The 13,445-nt window shown below is 61.2% G+C and carries 14 protein-coding genes; 7 read left to right on the top strand and 7 right to left on the bottom strand.

What is annotated here, in order from left to right; translation table 11 throughout:
* The first annotated feature begins 138 nt into the window (after nucleotides 1–138).
* The 6 genes from AGR7B_RS20330 to AGR7B_RS20305 all read left to right on the top strand — a co-directional run bounded on the left by AGR7B_RS20330 (nucleotide 139) and on the right by AGR7B_RS20305 (nucleotide 4,018).
* Entirely contained in the window at nucleotides 139–360 is a 222-nt protein-coding gene (locus AGR7B_RS20330; RefSeq protein ID WP_078052649.1) for a hypothetical protein, read from the top strand.
* Between the two features lie 18 nt (nucleotides 361–378).
* Nucleotides 379–939, top strand: coding sequence for a type 1 glutamine amidotransferase domain-containing protein (locus AGR7B_RS20325; protein ID WP_080857704.1), 561 nt, complete (start codon nucleotides 379–381; stop codon nucleotides 937–939).
* 62 nt (nucleotides 940–1,001) lie between these two features.
* The gene (locus AGR7B_RS20320; RefSeq protein ID WP_080857703.1) at nucleotides 1,002–1,442 is read left to right on the top strand and encodes a PPC domain-containing DNA-binding protein; all 441 of its coding nucleotides are present in this window, start codon (nucleotides 1,002–1,004) and stop codon (nucleotides 1,440–1,442) included.
* A 53-nt stretch (nucleotides 1,443–1,495) separates the two neighbouring features.
* Nucleotides 1,496–2,356 (top strand): TIGR02587 family membrane protein, encoded by an 861-nt coding sequence (locus tag AGR7B_RS20315; RefSeq protein ID WP_080857702.1) that lies wholly within the window; start codon nucleotides 1,496–1,498, stop codon nucleotides 2,354–2,356.
* A 7-nt stretch (nucleotides 2,357–2,363) separates the two neighbouring features.
* Nucleotides 2,364–2,774 (top strand): TIGR02588 family protein, encoded by a 411-nt coding sequence (locus tag AGR7B_RS20310; RefSeq protein WP_080857701.1) that lies wholly within the window; start codon nucleotides 2,364–2,366, stop codon nucleotides 2,772–2,774.
* A gap of 17 nt (nucleotides 2,775–2,791) precedes the next feature.
* Nucleotides 2,792–4,018 carry an NAD(P)/FAD-dependent oxidoreductase gene (locus AGR7B_RS20305; protein WP_080858187.1) on the top strand — a complete coding sequence of 409 codons (1,227 nt, stop codon included), beginning with the start codon at nucleotides 2,792–2,794 and terminating at the stop codon, nucleotides 4,016–4,018.
* A 6-nt stretch (nucleotides 4,019–4,024) separates the two neighbouring features.
* Here AGR7B_RS20305 and AGR7B_RS20300 read toward each other — a convergent pair whose 3' ends face one another.
* Nucleotides 4,025–4,510, bottom strand: a complete 486-nt coding sequence (locus AGR7B_RS20300; protein ID WP_065657330.1) for an MgtC/SapB family protein — start codon at nucleotides 4,508–4,510, stop codon at nucleotides 4,025–4,027.
* 172 nt (nucleotides 4,511–4,682) lie between these two features.
* On the opposite strand from AGR7B_RS20300, the gene AGR7B_RS20295 reads away from it, so the two are divergent.
* Nucleotides 4,683–5,183: a YciE/YciF ferroxidase family protein gene (locus AGR7B_RS20295; protein ID WP_065657331.1), complete on the top strand. Its 501-nt coding sequence runs from the start codon at nucleotides 4,683–4,685 to the stop codon at nucleotides 5,181–5,183.
* A 71-nt stretch (nucleotides 5,184–5,254) separates the two neighbouring features.
* Here AGR7B_RS20295 and AGR7B_RS20290 read toward each other — a convergent pair whose 3' ends face one another.
* From AGR7B_RS20290 to AGR7B_RS20265, 6 genes are all read right to left on the bottom strand, one after another.
* Entirely contained in the window at nucleotides 5,255–7,591 is a 2,337-nt protein-coding gene (locus AGR7B_RS20290) for a glucose/quinate/shikimate family membrane-bound PQQ-dependent dehydrogenase (RefSeq protein ID WP_080857700.1), read from the bottom strand.
* Nucleotides 7,592–7,694: 103 nt separating this feature from the next.
* Nucleotides 7,695–8,036, bottom strand: a complete 342-nt coding sequence (locus AGR7B_RS20285; RefSeq protein ID WP_080857699.1) for a flagellar basal body-associated FliL family protein — start codon at nucleotides 8,034–8,036, stop codon at nucleotides 7,695–7,697.
* A gap of 137 nt (nucleotides 8,037–8,173) precedes the next feature.
* Complete coding sequence (locus tag AGR7B_RS20280; RefSeq protein WP_080857698.1) at nucleotides 8,174–8,959, bottom strand: 3-hydroxybutyrate dehydrogenase; 786 nt, start codon at nucleotides 8,957–8,959, stop codon at nucleotides 8,174–8,176.
* A 4-nt stretch (nucleotides 8,960–8,963) separates the two neighbouring features.
* The gene (locus tag AGR7B_RS20275; protein WP_080857697.1) at nucleotides 8,964–10,919 is read right to left on the bottom strand and encodes an acetoacetate--CoA ligase; all 1,956 of its coding nucleotides are present in this window, start codon (nucleotides 10,917–10,919) and stop codon (nucleotides 8,964–8,966) included.
* Entirely contained in the window at nucleotides 10,916–11,800 is an 885-nt protein-coding gene (gene mmsB, locus AGR7B_RS20270; RefSeq protein WP_065657336.1) for a 3-hydroxyisobutyrate dehydrogenase, read from the bottom strand. The genes AGR7B_RS20275 and mmsB overlap by 4 nt, the downstream gene beginning before the upstream one ends.
* A gap of 13 nt (nucleotides 11,801–11,813) precedes the next feature.
* On the bottom strand, nucleotides 11,814–13,409 hold the full coding sequence (locus AGR7B_RS20265) for a GMC family oxidoreductase (protein ID WP_080857696.1): 1,596 nt from the start codon (nucleotides 13,407–13,409) through the stop codon (nucleotides 11,814–11,816).
* Between the last annotated feature and the right edge of the window lie 36 nt (nucleotides 13,410–13,445).

Here is a 13,445-nt window from a genome sequence, read left to right as displayed (position 1 = left end):
CGTGTCAAACGGACGCGATGGCGCTGAAGAACATCGGGATTTTTCCGTTTTCTCCCGGTGACCAACGAAATGGCAGCCGAGCTTCTTACCCATCCGGCACCCCTCCGTTCCCGCTTTCCACGCACAAGGAGCCGCGACATGGAAAAGACCGAAACACGCAAACTTGCGGAAGAATATTTGCGTCTCGGCGGCACGCGTCAGGTGATGATCGACGACAACAAGACCTTCGTGCGCCAATGGCAGCACGAACCGGCGGAAGCCGAACGGTTCTGGCAAACGCATATCGAAAATCTCGACGCGGAGCGGCTCAAGGACGTGGAATTTTTCCTGCCCTCCATCAATTCCGACAAGGAAGACTGAACCCGAAAGGAGACAGACATGACTGCCATCAACGCTGCAAAAATCCTCATTCTCGCAACGGACGGCTATGAGCGTTCCGAATTGCGCGTGCCCTATGACCAGCTGAAGGCCAAAGGTGCAGACGTAAAGGTCGCCTCAATCAAGGAGGGCGAGATCAAGAGCTGGGACAAGAAAGACTGGGGTGACAGCATCGCCGTCGATCTATCCGCCAAGGCCGTAAAAACCGAAGATTTTGACGCGCTGGTTCTACCCGGCGGCCAGATCAATCCGGACGTTCTGCGCCATGACGAGGATGCGATGCGGGTGGTGCGTGATTTCATCAAATCCGGCAAGGTGGTGGCCGCCATCTGCCACGCACCCTGGCTGCTTGTAGAAGCCGACGCCCTGCGTAGCCGCGACGCCACCTCCTATTGGTCGATCAAGACCGACCTCAAGAACGCCGGCGCGAACTGGAAGGATGAAAAGGTGGTGACCGACAAGGGAATCATTACCTCCCGCAGCCCTGACGATCTTGACGCCTTCGTCGCCAAGATCGTGGAAGAGGTCGAGGAAGGCCGCCACGAACGCCGCGCCGCTTAAGACACACACCCCTATTCCCGTGCCGCCGGTTTTCCGGTGGCACTTCTATTTGGGAGGAAGACATGAAAAGCAGATTGCTGGCAAGCGGCGCGGAGCGTACCTTCATCCTCGTCATCGATCCCGAGGAAGAAGCCTTCGAGGCCATCAGGCGCTTTGCCAGGGCCGAGAATATCAACGCCGCCTCGGTTACCGCGATCGGCGCCTTCGCCACGGCAACACTCGCCTTTTTCGATCTTCCGACACAGGACTATAAGGAAATACCGGTCACCGATCAGAGCGAGGTCCTAAGCCTGCTTGGCGATATCACCCTTGACGAGAACGATACGCCCAATCCGCACCTGCATGTGGTTCTGGGCTTTGCCGATGGCTCCACCAGGGGCGGCCATTTTCTAAAAGGGGTGGTGCGGCCGACGCTGGAAGTCGTCATTCGCGAAACACCGGCGGAATTGCGGCGCAGCTATCGCCCGGAATTCGGCATCGCTCTCATCGATCCCGCGAAATAAACCCACGGAACCGGAAAAACGCCATTGCGTTATCGCTGTGGACAGGGGGCGGCATGGTGACGGCGATCAATCGAAGAGATGCGGACGATGACGAGGTCGGGCAATTTCTGATCGGCCTCGCGCGCGGCACGGCGGGTGCATTGCTGTTTGCCCTGCCCATGCTGATGACCATGGAAATGTGGTTTCTCGGCCTTTACGTCAATTCCTGGCGGCTTCTCCTGCTCTGCATCCTCAACCTGCCGCTGCTGCTTCTTCTCGCCCGCCGCATCGGTTTCGAGAATATTCACTCCTGGAGCCAGGCGCTGCGCGATGCGATAACGGCCTATGGGCTGGGCATTGCTGTCAGCGCCGCCGTGCTGCTGCTGTTCGGCATTCTGAACGACCAGATCACCGCCTCCAACATCGTCGCCAAGATTGCGCTGCAATCCGTTCCAGCCAGCATCGGCGCACTGCTTGGGCGCAGCCAGCTCGGTCAGCATTCCGACGCGGAGGATGAAGAGGAGGGCGAATATTCCGGCGAGACGGGTTATCTGCACGAACTGTTCATGATGGTGGTCGGCGCGCTTTTCCTCAGCCTCAATGTTGCGCCGACGGAAGAAATGATCCTGATCGCCTATAAGGTGACGCCCTATCACATTCTGGCGCTCTGCCTGCTGTCGGTCGCCATCATGCATGGCTTTGTCTACGCGCTTCACTTCAAGGGCTCGCACCAGCTGCACGAAGGGCAGAAGTGGTGGCAATCCTTCATCCGCTTCACCCTGCCCGGCTACGTGATCGCCATCGCCATCAGCGTCTATACGCTCTGGACCTTCGAGCGCCTCGACCACACATCGCTGTCGCAGATCATGAATGCCGCCGTCATTCTCGGCGTTCCCGCCTCGATCGGCGCGGCCTCTGCCCGACTGATCCTGTGAGGACAAGATGACGATATCCAAGGGCCGCAAACACACGGAAAGCCTCGAGCCCCATTGGGTGGAATGGCTGACGGGCGCCATCTGCACGCTCCTTGTCGCCGCCATGCTGGGCTGGATCGGTTATGACATCTATCGCTACAGGCCGGAGGATGCCCGCTTCGAAATCGTCGTTACCGGCGTGGCGGCGCAGGCCGGGCAATACCGGGTGCGGTTCGATATCCGCAACCTGTCCATGACGACGGCGGCGCAGGTGCAGGTGCGCGGCGACCTGCAGCAAAACGGCGCAACGCTGGAGAGCGCCGATGTGACATTCGATTACGTCGCCTCGGAGTCTCGCGACACCGGCACGCTCTTCTTCCGCAACGATCCCCGCAGCGCAACGCTCACCATCAATGTCGCCGGCTATACCGAGCCGTGACCTTTCAGGATGATTTCATGCCGACATCGGAACTGACGAAAGAACGCGACCTCAGGGATTCAAAGCCCGTGTGGGCGGATACACCGCGCATTGGCGTCCGCAGCAGGCACACGCCGGAGGCCGACCATTACGACACGATCGTCGTCGGCGCCGGTATCAGTGGCGCGCTGGTGTCCCACGCCCTGCAACGGACAGGTCAATCCCTGCTGATTGTCGACCGGCGCGAACCGGTCATGGGCAGCAGCGTCGCCAGCACCGCGATGATCCAGCACGAAATCGACACGCCGCTGACACAGCTTCGAAAGATGATCGGCAGGCACGCGGCTGACAGGGCATGGCAGCGTTCCGCCCGCGCCGTCCTGCGGCTGGAGGAAATCGTTTCTTCGCTCGGCATCTCCTGCAGCATGAGGCGCAAACAGGCCCTTTATCTGGCTGGAGACGAAATGGGATCGCGCGCATTGAAGGCCGAAGCAGAAGCCCGCAAAGAAGCGGGCATCGAGGCCCGCCTCCTCACCGCCGCGGAACTGAGAGAGCAATACGGCTTGCACCGAACCGGGGCCATCCTCAGCGATATTTCGGCCTCCGCCAATCCCGCACAGCTGACGGCCGGCCTTCTGCGCCACACGGCGGGCGCCGGCGCCGAAATCGTCTCCCAGCTTGAGATCACCGATCTCAGGAACCTCGGCGACGAGGTTGTCCTTGCCACCGCCGACGGCAAAATCCTTTCAGCGCGCAATGTCGTTTTCTGCACCGGCTATGAATTCCTGAAAGTGCTGGAGAGCCCGAAACACCAGATCATTTCCACCTGGGCGCTGGCGAGCCGAAAGGGGCTCGACCTACCCGACTGGCTGGAGAACCATATCGTCTGGGAGGCCTCCGATCCCTATCTCTACCTACGCACCGACCGGGAGGGGCGGATGATCGCCGGAGGCGAGGACGAGGAAAACCCCACCGCATACCAGTCGGAGCGCAAGCTCGCCGCCAAGGCGGAGACGATCCGCCGCAAGATCGAAAAGCTTCTCGGCATCGACATGGGAAAGCCGGAATATCGCTGGGCGGCGGCCTTCGGCACGACCACCACCGGCCTGCCCCTGATTGGCGCGGTGCCCGGAATGAACAACGTCTATGCCGTGATGGGTTTCGGCGGCAACGGCATCACCTTCAGCCAGACCGCCGCTGAAATCGTGGCCGCAGCCATCAATGGCGGCAAGGACCCCGACGCCGATCTTTTCCGCTTCGGCTGATGTCGTTCATTCCTCCTTGATGCCCGCCGCCACCTGTAAGCGGCGCAGCGTCCACAGGACGACAATGCCCATTCCCGAAGCGAGAAGTGCAAGCGGCCACATGCCAAGGCCGGCCGAGAGGCCGATTGCCGCCGAAAGCCACATGCTGGCGCCAGTCGTCAGGCCTTTGACATCGCCTCTCGTATAAACGACCACACCCGCGGCGAGAAAGGCGATGCCCGCCGTTACGGCCTCCACCAGCCGGATAGGATCGAGCCGCGCGGCCTCATGGCCTTCCGCCATCGTCTCCATCATGTGAATGGTGATAACGCAGAAGGTGACGGCGGCAAGGCCGATCAGCATGTTGGTGCGCAGGCCGGCGGTGTTCTTGTGAAACTCACGTTCCAGACCGATCAGGCCGCACAGGATGACTGCGCCGAACACACGCACCAGCAGCACCTCGAAGGGGATGGAAATATTCATGGAAAATTCTTCTGCAAGGCTCTGGGGCACTGTCGCGTCTCCTCCCGAAATTTCTTCACACTAAGTTCGCAAAGGCGTGTTGGTTCCTCGCGGCAATATAAACGTTGCGCGCAACCGAACCGGAACCATGGGCGCCGCAAAGGGTTTGTCTCCCGTGCGCATGGGCGCACGGCATGCATTTTCACACATGGGAGAAGGAACAATGGCCGAGAAGAAACTCGACGACCTGTTTTACGATACGCTGAAGGATATCTACTACGCCGAAAGGCAGATCCTGAAAGCCCTGCCGAAAATGGCGCGGGCGGCGACCGATCCGAAGCTGAAACAGGCTTTTGAAAAACATAAGGAAGAAACCCAGGGGCACGTCGAGCGCCTGCAGGAGGTGTTCGAGATCATCGGTAAGCGGGCGCAGGGCAAGACCTGCGAAGCCATTCAGGGCATCATCGCCGAGGGCGAGGAAATCATGGAGGACTTCAAGGGCACGCCCGCCCTCGACGCCGGCCTGGTTTCCTCGGCGCAGGCGGTCGAGCACTATGAGATCGCCCGTTACGGCACGCTGAAGGCATGGGCGGAAAAGCTGGGACACACGAAAGCAGTTTCGTTGCTGGATGCCACGCTCAAGGAAGAAGCGAAAACCGATGATGCGCTGACCGCGCTCGCCAAAACTTCGGTCAACGCCGCCGCCGAGAAAAAAGCGGCTTGATATCCTCCTTGGCAACAAAAACCGGAATGGTCGCCCATTCCGGTTTTTTTGTATCTTGAAACCTGCAGAGATTACGGCAGGGTATAGGCGATCACATAGTCGCCCGGTTTGGTTCCGACGGAGCCGTGGCCACCCGCAACCATCACCACATATTGCTTGCCGCCATCCAGCGCATAGGTCATCGGCGTGGCCTGACCGCCGGCCGGCAGGCGCGCTTCCCAAAGCTGCCTGCCGGTGGTCAGATCATAGGCGCGAAGATAGTTGTCAACGGCAGCACCGAGGAAGGCGACGCCGCCCTTGGTGATCATCGGCCCGCCAATGCCCGGCACACCCACCTTGAAGGGCAGCGGCAGCGGCGTCATGTCATGGACCGTGCCGTTCTTGTGCTTGTAAGCGATATCGCCGGTGCGCAGATCAGCACCCGCGACATAACCCCATGGCGGTGCCTGGCAGGGAATCTGCAACGGACCGAGGAACGGACCCATGAACACGCCATAGGGTGCGCCGTCATTGCGGTTGAGGCCCTGTTCGCTACCCTTTTCGTCCTGACCCTTCGGCGGAATGTCGGCGCGCGGTACGAGCTGCGAGGTGAAGGCGAGATAGGTCGGCATGCCGAACATGACCTGACGCTCGGGATCGACCGCCACGCTGCCCCAGTTGAAGGTGCCGAAATTGCCGGGATAAATGATCGAGCCGGTCAGCGAGGGCGGCGTGTAGCGGCCCTTGTAGTTCAGCTGATGGAAGCGGATGCGGCAGGCGAGCTGGTCGAACATGGAGACGCCCCACATGTCCTTTTCCTGCAAGGGCGCCGGCTTGAAGGACAGGGCCGTCGTCGGCTGCGTCGGAGAGGTGAAATCCTCCGGGATGGCGCCGCCCGGCGCGGGTTCTTCGGTGATCGGCAAAAGCGGCTCGCCAGTGCGCCGGTCGAGAACGTAGATATCGCCCTGCTTGGTGGGGCCGACAAGAGCCGGCACGGTCTGGCCGTCCTTGGTGATGTCGAGCAGCACCGGCTGGGCCGGCACGTCCATGTCCCAGAGATCGTGATGAACCGTCTGGCGCACCCAGCGGTCCTTGCCGGTGTTTATATCCAGCGCAACGATGGAGGAGGAATATTTCTCCACATTCTCGCTGCGGCCCATGCCGAGCTGGTCCGGCACCTGATTGCCGAGCGGGATATAAACGAGGCCGAGGCCTTCATCGTAACTGAAGACCGACCAGCTGTTGGGCGAATTGGTGGTGTAGGTTTCACCCGCCGCAATCGGTTCGGTTTTCGCCGGGTTGCCGGAATCCCAGTTCCAGACGAGCGCGCCGCTGTTCACATCGAAAGCGCGGATGACGCCGGACTGTTCCTGCGTGGAATAGTTGTCGTTCACCGCGCCGCCGATGATGATCTTGCCCGCCACGATGACGGGCGGCGAGGTCGAATAATAATAACCGGCGGGATTGTATTTCATGCCCTGCTCGAGATGCAGCACACCCTGATCGGCAAAGGACGTGCAGACCTGACCGGTGGCGGCGTCAAGCGCGATCAGCCGCGCATCCGAGGTCGGCAGGTAGACGCGCTCGGCGCAGGCCGTGCCTTGAGCGGCATTCGGCTCGGCATAATAGGAAACGCCGCGGCATGTCTGATGCTGGCGATCCGGATTGAGACCGACATTAGGGTCGTATTTCCATTTTTCCTTGCCGGTGGCGGCATCGATGGCAATCGCCCAATTATGCGGCGTGCAGATATAAAGCGTGTTCCCGATCTTCAGTGGCGTCACCTGATAGGTGGTTTCCCCCACATCATCGGGCAGCTTCACATCGCCCGTCTGGTAACGCCAGGCTTCCTTGAGCTGCGAGACATTGTCGACATTGACCTGGGTGAGCGGCGAATAACGCTGGCCATAGGGCGTGCGGCCATATTGATGCCAGTCACCGTCAGGTACATTGCCGCCATAGGCGGGCGTGGCAGAGGCCGTTTCCTGAGGCAGGGAACCTGCCGTATCATGCGGATCCTGCGCCATGGAATATCCGGCCACGACGATGGAGGCGAGGACGGACAGCGCGAGCGGCCAGGCATTCGGCCCGTAGCTAAGCCCGGTCGGGCTCGAAAAACCGAGCGGCTTTCTTACCCAGGGAACCAGAAGCCAGAGGCCTATGAGAATGATTACACCGCCGCGCGGACCAAGCTGCCACCAGTCGAAGCCGACTTCCCATATGGCCCAGGCGAGCGTCGCGACAATGAAGACGGCATAGACGTGAAGGGCTGCGCGATTGCGCTTGAACAGCAGAACGGCCGTCAGCAGAAAGGCCAGTCCGGAAAGTACGTAATAGAAGCTCCCGCCCAGCATGACGAGCTGAGAGCCGAAACCGAACAGCGCAAGACCGATCAGCGTGAGAACAACTGCAGTGACGGTGACTGCCATGAATGAAACCCCCGATTCCTGTCACTTTGCGTGAAATGAAATCGGGCGCGATCTGGTTCCATGAAAATCATCATCGGCGCGAAAAAACTTCACGCCATGGTGGTCACGGGTTCTGCGGCGCGCCGGTCGAATCCTGCGGCGCGGGATTTGTCTCTGTCGATGACGGCGGCTGGGGTCGGCCATTCGCCGGATTGTTGTCGAAGCTTCCGGATCCCGACGGCTGCTGCGGCACGGGCGCAGTCTCGGTCTGCGGGTTCTGCGGCAGGTTCTCGTCGGGTTCGAAAACCGAATATTCGACAACGGCCCAAACCACCAATGCAAGAAGGACGCTGACGATCAGAATGACAAGGACGGGACGTCCGCGCGATCCCTGCCGCGCGCGCGTTGCCGTTTCGCTTTTCGGCGCGTCCCGACCGTGGAGATAGCTGGTATTTTCTCTGGCCATGTCTTTCACTCCCTGTAACCCTGTTGATCTAATCATTGGGGTCCGGGTTTTGTTCCAGACGCGGAAAAGGATTAGGTTCAAGCCCATTCCAGCGGCCTGCGTATCGAAGCGCCAGCGCAGCGTCGGATATGCGAAGATTATTTCGCGGTCCAGCCGCCATCGATCGAGATGGTGGTGCCGGTGATGGAGCGGGCCATGTCCCCCGCGAGATAAAGCGCCATTTCCGCCACTTCTTCCGGTTGTACGAACCGTCTGGTCGGCTGCGGCGCAAGCATCACCTTCTTCACCACATCCTCCTCGCTCATGCCATGCACGCGCGCCTGATCGGCGACCTGGGCGGCGACGAGCGGCGTCCAGACATAACCGGGGCAGATGGCGTTGCAGGTGATGCCAAGTTCGGCCACTTCCAGCGCCACGCTTTTCGTCAGCCCCACCACCGCATGTTTGGTCGCGACATAAGGCCCCTTGAAGGGCGAGGCGCGCAGGCCATGCGCGGAAGCGATGTTGACGATGCGGCCCCAGCCCCTTTCCTTCATACGCGGCAAGGCCGCATGGATGGTGTGAAACGCGCTGTCGAGCGAGATGGCGACGATGCGGGAGAAATCGGCGAAATCGAACGCATCTATCGGCGCGACCTTCTGAATGCCGGCATTGTTGACGAGGACGTCGATATGACCGAATTCGGCGATGACGGTCTCCGGGAGATGCGCGCTTTCATCATAATTGGCGAGGTTGGCGGCAAAATAGACCGGCCTGTGCCGCGCCACCTTCGCGACCGCCTCCAGCGCCTGCGTCGCCTCCTCCGCCGTCTCTATGCCATGCACCCCGACCAGATACCCCGCCTCGGCGAAACGCTTGGCGATGGCAAGCCCGATGCCGCTGGTGGAACCCGTGACAAGCACGGTTTTCGGTTGATCCTCCATCGGCCTAGTCCTTCAGCTGCGGCAGGTTGCGGAAAAGTTCAAGCGCTTCGGGATTGGCGAGCGCATCGGCATTCTTCACCGGCCGGCCATGAATGGTGTCGCGCACCGCGATTTCGGAAATCTTGCCGGAACGGGTGCGGGGAATGGCGCTGACGGCAATGATCCTTGCCGGCACATGCCGCGGCGTGGCGCCTGAACGGATGCGGCTGCGGATGGTCTTTTCCAGCTCTTCCGTCAGCGCTGCGCCGCCCTTCATGCGCAGGAAGAGGATGACCCGCTGGTCGCCGTCGATATCCTGCCCGACGGCAATGGCCTCTTCGACTTCGGGCACGGTTTCCACCTGGCGGTAGATTTCCGCAGTCCCGATGCGCACCCCGCCGGGATTGAGCGTCGTATCCGAACGCCCATGGATGACATAGCCGCCGGAGGGGCGCATTTCGGCGAAATCGCCATGCGCCCAGATCCCGGGGAACCGGTCGAAATAGGCGGCCTGATAGCGCGAACCGTCCTCATCGCCCCAGAACTTCACCGGCATGGACAGATGCGCATTGCGGCAGACGAGTTCGCCGGCGACGCCGCGAACGGAACGGCCCTCATCGTCCAGCGTGTCGATATCCATGCCCAGCATCGCACCCTGCAATTCACCGCGATGCACCGGCTGCAAAGGGTTGCCGCCAAGGAAACAGGCGCAGATATCCGTGCCGCCGGAGATCGAGGCGAGGTGCACCTCAGCCTTCCAGTCGCGATAGATATAATCGAAGGATTGCGGGATGAGCGGCGAGCCGGTGGAAAGAATTGTCCGCAGCGATGAAAGATCGTGGCTTTCGCGCGGCTTCAGCCCGGCCTTCAGGCAGGCGTCGATAAACTTCGCCGACGTGCCGAAAGTGGCGATCCGTTCGGCGTCGATGAGGTCGATTAGCCGCGCAGGGTTGGGATAACCGGGATTGCCGTCATAGGTGACGAGCGTAGCGCCGAGCGCCAGACCGGAGACCTGCCAGTTCCACATCATCCAGCCGCAGGTGGTGAAATAGAAGAAGCGCTCCCCTTCCTGAATATCGCATTGCAGCTTCAGCTCCTTCATGTGCTGAAGAAGCAAACCGCCGCCGGAATGGGTGATGCATTTCGGCTTGCCGGTGGTGCCGGACGAATAAAGGATCGCCAGCGGCGCCTTGACGGGCAGACGGTTGAAGGCAATCTCGCCCGCCGCATAAGGCGCGACGAAATCCGTAAGCGTCACGCAGCCGAGATCGGCAAGGCTTTCGGGCACGGCGTCGCCGATCAGCACGATCTTCTCAGGCGTCGCACTTTCCGCGACGGCGCGGATGGTCGGGCCGACATCGATGCGCTTGCCGGCATAACCATATTCCGGCACGGCGATGAGGATTTTCGGACCGATCTGCGACAGGCGGTCGGAGGCGCCCGCCGGCCCGAAATCCGGCGAGCAGGAAGACCAGATCGCGCCGATGGCGCTCGCGGCCAGATAACTCACGATCGCCTCAATATCATGGGTGACGATGGCCCCGACGCGGTCGCCTTCGCTCACACCCGCATCAGCAAGCGCCTGCACCATGCGGGACACCTCGTCGTAAAGCTCTCTGCGGCTAATTTCACGCCGTGTGCCATCGTCGCGATGGGCGATGATGGCCAGCCGCGCGTCGGCATCGCGCAGCAGGTTTTCGGCGTAATTGAGCCTTGCACCCGGATAGAACTCGGCCTCCCGTATGGTCTTGCCGGGCTTGAATGCCGTATCGCCGCGCGTGCCGATAATGCCGAGTTCGTCCCACAGTTCATTGTAGAATTCATCCGGCGCGTTGATGGACCAGCGCAGCAGGCCGGCATAGTCATCGGCGGCCTGCCCGTGCAGCTTTGCCGTTTTCGTCGCGAAGGCGAAAAGCGCCGAGCGTTCCAGCCTCTTCTCCGGCGGCACCCATAAGATGTCGGATGGCGCGGCGTCCGTCATGCTTCGCTCCCGCGCAGCATTTCGACAATGGCGGAAAAATCGCGCCCGCCGCTCCCCTCATCGACGAAGTTCTCGTAAAGCGCCGCCGCCGCCGCACCGAGCGGGGTGGAAGCCCCGGCTCCATTGGCGGCCTCCTGCGAAAGCTTCAGATCCTTCAGCATCAGGGCCGCTGCAAATCCGGGCTGGTAATCCTTGTTGGCGGGCGATGTCGGCACCGGTCCCGGCACCGGGCAATAGGTGGTGAGCGACCAGCATTGCCCGGAAGAGGTGGAGGCGACGTCGAACAGCGCCTGATGCGAGAGGCCGAGTTTTTCGCCCAGAACAAAAGCTTCCGAAACGGCGATCATGGAAATGCCGAGGATCATGTTGTTGCAGATTTTGGCCGCCTGGCCGTTACCGCCCTTGCCGCAATGCACGATCTTCTTGCCCATCGCCTCCAGCACCGGCTTTGCCGCAGAGAAGGCCGCAGCCTCGCCGCCGCACATGAAGGTCAGGGTGCCGGCGGCAGCCCCGCCCGTTCCGCCCGATACGGGCGCATCGACCGAGGGGCAACCGGCAGAAGCGGCCAGTTCATGCGCCTTAAGCGCGCTTTCCATATCCACCGTCGAGCAGTCGATGAGAAGCGTTCCGGCAGGGATTTTCCGAACCAGATCGCCATAGACCGAAACGACATGTTCGCCCTTCGGCAGCATGGTGATGATGACGTCAGCGGCTTCGATAGCCTCGGCAGAACCCGCAGCAACGGGAACACCGGCCTCTCTCGCCGCCGCGCGGCAGGCTTCGGAAAGATCGTGACCCCTGACGGCATATCCGGCCTTGACGAGATTGGCGGCCATGGGCAGGCCCATATGTCCCAGCCCGATAAAAGCGACGGTCTTCATCGGAGCGCTCCTTTCAGCGATTGTCCGCAAGGATCATGTCGGCGGCCTTTTCGGCAATCATGATCGTCGGGGAATTGGTATTTCCGGATGTGATGCGCGGCATCACCGATGCGTCGGCGACGCGCAGCCCGGCGAGCCTGCGGAATTTCAGACGCGCATCGACCACGCTTTCCATATCCGACCCCATGCGCAGCGTGCCGACGGGGTGGAAGATGGTGGTGCCGATATCGCCCGCCGCCTTGGCAAGATCATTGTCGTTTTCGAAGGAGGGACCCGGCTTGTATTCCTGCGGCTTGAATCGCGCGAAGGCCGGTTGGGCGACGATGCGGCGCGTCAGCCGCATGGCGTCGATGGCCACCTGGCGGTCGCCTTCGGTGGAAAGATAGTTCGGGCGGATTTCCGGCTGCATGGCGAAATCCGGTCCTTTCACATGCACTGAGCCCCGGCTTTCCGGCCGCAGATTGCAGACACTTGCGGTAATGGCCGGAAAAGTGTGAACCGGATCGCCGAACTTGTCGAGTGAAACCGGCTGGACATGATATTCCAGATCGGCGGTTTCCTTTTCCGGCGAAGAACGAGTGAAAACACCGAGCTGGCTCGGCGCCATGGACATCGGCCCGGAGCGCGTCAGCGCATATTCGAGACCGATCCGCGCCTTGCCGAACAGGGTGGAGGCCCTTTCATTCAGCGTCAGGACACCGGAGACCTTGTAGACCATGCGCAGTTGCAGATGGTCCTGCAGGTTCTCGCCCACGCCCGGAACCTCGGCCACGGTGTCGATACCCGCGGCCTGAAGCACATCGCCACGGCCGACGCCGGAAAGCTCCAGAATATGCGGCGAGCCGATGGCACCGGCGGACAGCACCGTCTCACGCCGCGCCCGCATCTTTTTCAGGACGCCGTCATGGCGGAACTCCACCCCCGTAACATGGCCTTCTTCGATGATGAGACGCTTGACATGGGCCTTGGTCAGAACCGTGAGGTTCTTGCGACCAAGCGCCGGCTTCAGAAATGCCTTGGCCGTATTCCAGCGCCAGCCGGAGCGCTGGTTCACATCGAAATAACCGGCCCCCTCATTGTCGCCCCGGTTGAAATCGTCGGTTGCGGGAATGCCGGCTTCGCCCGCCGCCTTCTGGAAAGCATCCAGCACATCCCAGCGCACACGGGCCTTTTCCACGCGCCACTCGCCGCCGGCGGAGTGCAGATCGCTTTTTCCCCGATAAAAGTCTTCCGATTTCAGGAAATAGGGCAGGATGTCGTTCCACCCCCAGCCCTCGCAGCCGAGTTGACGCCAGACGTCGTAGTCCCGCGCCTGGCCGCGCATATAGATCATGCCGTTGATGGAGGAGCAGCCGCCAAGCACCTTGCCGCGCGGATAGATCAGCGAGCGGCCGTTAAGCCCCGGCTCTTCCGCCGTCTTGAAACACCAGTCGGTGCGCGGATTGTTGATGCAATAGAGATAACCGACCGGAATATGGATCCAGTGGTAATTGTCGTTGCCGCCCGCTTCCAGCAGCAGCACGCGGTTGTTCGGATCTTTCGAAAGGCGGTTGGCGAGAACGCATCCGGCACTCCCCGCTCCGATGACGATATAGTCATATTCGCCCATGCTCTTCTCCACGCGCCGCCCTTGCCGCGTCGTCCC

Source organism: Agrobacterium deltaense RV3, from assembly GCF_900013505.1.
Lineage (GTDB): Bacteria > Pseudomonadota > Alphaproteobacteria > Rhizobiales > Rhizobiaceae > Agrobacterium > Agrobacterium leguminum.
The sequence above is the reverse complement of the archived record's forward strand: the minus strand, read 5'-3'. Positions and strand labels throughout refer to the sequence as shown.

Bases quoted from the DNA above. Each gene is read 5' to 3' on its own strand.
- AGR7B_RS20330 (WP_078052649.1), top strand. From the start codon at position 139: ATGGAAAAGACCGAAACACGCAAACTTGCGGAAGAATATTTGCGTCTC.
- AGR7B_RS20325 (WP_080857704.1), top strand. From the start codon at position 379: ATGACTGCCATCAACGCTGCAAAAATCCTCATTCTCGCAACGGACGGC.
- AGR7B_RS20320 (WP_080857703.1), top strand. From the start codon at position 1,002: ATGAAAAGCAGATTGCTGGCAAGCGGCGCGGAGCGTACCTTCATCCTC.
- AGR7B_RS20315 (WP_080857702.1), top strand. From the start codon at position 1,496: ATGGTGACGGCGATCAATCGAAGAGATGCGGACGATGACGAGGTCGGG.
- AGR7B_RS20310 (WP_080857701.1), top strand. From the start codon at position 2,364: ATGACGATATCCAAGGGCCGCAAACACACGGAAAGCCTCGAGCCCCAT.
- AGR7B_RS20305 (WP_080858187.1), top strand. From the start codon at position 2,792: ATGCCGACATCGGAACTGACGAAAGAACGCGACCTCAGGGATTCAAAG.
- AGR7B_RS20295 (WP_065657331.1), top strand. From the start codon at position 4,683: ATGGCCGAGAAGAAACTCGACGACCTGTTTTACGATACGCTGAAGGAT.
- AGR7B_RS20290 (WP_080857700.1), bottom strand. From the start codon at position 7,591: ATGGCAGTCACCGTCACTGCAGTTGTTCTCACGCTGATCGGTCTTGCG.
- AGR7B_RS20285 (WP_080857699.1), bottom strand. From the start codon at position 8,036: ATGGCCAGAGAAAATACCAGCTATCTCCACGGTCGGGACGCGCCGAAA.
- AGR7B_RS20280 (WP_080857698.1), bottom strand. From the start codon at position 8,959: ATGGAGGATCAACCGAAAACCGTGCTTGTCACGGGTTCCACCAGCGGC.
- AGR7B_RS20275 (WP_080857697.1), bottom strand. From the start codon at position 10,919: ATGACGGACGCCGCGCCATCCGACATCTTATGGGTGCCGCCGGAGAAG.
- mmsB (WP_065657336.1), bottom strand. From the start codon at position 11,800: ATGAAGACCGTCGCTTTTATCGGGCTGGGACATATGGGCCTGCCCATG.
- AGR7B_RS20265 (WP_080857696.1), bottom strand. From the start codon at position 13,409: ATGGGCGAATATGACTATATCGTCATCGGAGCGGGGAGTGCCGGATGC.